Annotated in this window: 2 protein-coding genes; both read left to right on the top strand. The window is 63.5% G+C overall.

The features are described 5' to 3' along the window. The coding region (gndA, locus tag FY112_RS00325; RefSeq protein ID WP_151517350.1) for an NADP-dependent phosphogluconate dehydrogenase at positions 1–1,111 on the top strand (1,111 nt) is incomplete at its 5' end. A gap of 83 nt (positions 1,112–1,194) precedes the next feature. Next, positions 1,195–1,458: carbon-nitrogen hydrolase family protein (locus FY112_RS00320; protein ID WP_181018108.1), on the top strand; the 264-nt coding region annotated here is incomplete at its 3' end.

The raw sequence follows: 1,458 nt of genomic DNA, 5'->3' as shown, positions 1-1,458 counted from the left end.
CCGCGACACCGTCGCCCGCTTCGATCGGCTGAAGAATACCGATCTGACCTTCATCGGCATGGGTGTTTCCGGCGGCGAAGAAGGTGCGCGCCACGGCCCGTCGATCATGGTCGGCGGCACCGAAGAGTCCTGGAAGCGCGTCGAGAAGGTGCTGACCTCGATTGCCGCCCGTTACAATGACGAGCCCTGCGTCGCCTGGCTCGGCAATGACGGCGCCGGCCATTTCGTCAAGACCATCCACAACGGCATCGAATATGCCGACATGCAGATGATCGCCGAAATCTACGGCATCCTGCGCGACGGCCTCGGCAAGAGTGCTTCGGAAATCTCCGGCATCTTCGGCGAATGGAACAAGGGCCGGTTGAACTCCTACCTGATCGAGATCTCCGAGAAGGTGCTTGCCGCAACCGATCCCGTTTCCGGCGGACCGATGGTCGACATGATCCTCGACAAGGCCGGCCAGAAAGGCACCGGCAAGTGGTCGGCGATCGAGGCGCAGAACATGGGCATTCCGGCAACGGCGATCGAAGCCGCCGTCGCCGCCCGCAGCCTCTCCTCGATGAAGTCGCAGCGCGAAGCCGCCGAAAAGATCTTCGGCACGCAGGCAGTGTCCTTCCCGATCGCTTACGGCCCCGAACTGAACAAAGATCTGGAGCTGGCGTTGTTTGCCGCCAAGATCGGCGCCTATGCGCAGGGCTTCGCGGTGATGGCGGAAGCGTCGCGCGAGTTCAACTGGTCACTGCCGATGCCGACGATTGCCAGGATCTGGCGCGCCGGCTGCATCATCCGCTCGCAGTTCCTCGACGAGATCACCTCGGCCTTCACCAAGGCGCCTGACGCTGCAAACCTCATCGTCACGCCGGCTTTCTCCGACATGGTCAAGGAATCGATCCCAGCGCTGCGCCGTGTCGTCGGTGGCGCGATTGCCGCCGGCCTGCCGGTGCCGGCGCTGACCTCGGCGCTGACCTATTTCGACGCCTATCGCCAGGGCAGGGGAACGGCAAACCTCATCCAGGCACAGCGCGACTTCTTCGGCGCCCACGGCTTCGACCGCCTTGATGGTAAGGATTTCCACCACGGCCCCTGGGGCAGCGGTGCCTCGACGTTCTGAGGTTTACCGATTTTCAAGGAGAGGCCCGGCCACAGTGCCGGGCCTTTTGCTGAGATGCCGCGGCCGAGAACCCGGAGATCTAAGTGACGAGCATTCGGATAGCCGCCGCCCAGACGCCGGAATTTCGGGAAAATCTTGGGGCGGCCTTGGATTATGCGGTTAGGGTCGCGGCGCTCGCTGAGGCTGAAGGCGTGGCCCTGCTGGTCTTTCCAGAAGGTTTTCTGCAGGGCTACCTGACCGATGAAGCATCGGCGCGGCGGGTTGCCCTCGATCTCGCATCGGCCGAGTTCGCGGCGGTCCTGGATCGGTTGCCGAAGTCGGGACCGGTGCTGGTCATGGGGCTGATC

Source organism: Rhizobium sp. PEPV16, assembly GCF_008919455.1.
Classification (GTDB): Bacteria; Pseudomonadota; Alphaproteobacteria; order Rhizobiales; family Rhizobiaceae; genus Rhizobium; species Rhizobium leguminosarum_Q.
Note: the sequence above shows the minus strand (reverse complement) of the source record. Positions and strands in the feature narration are given on the sequence as shown.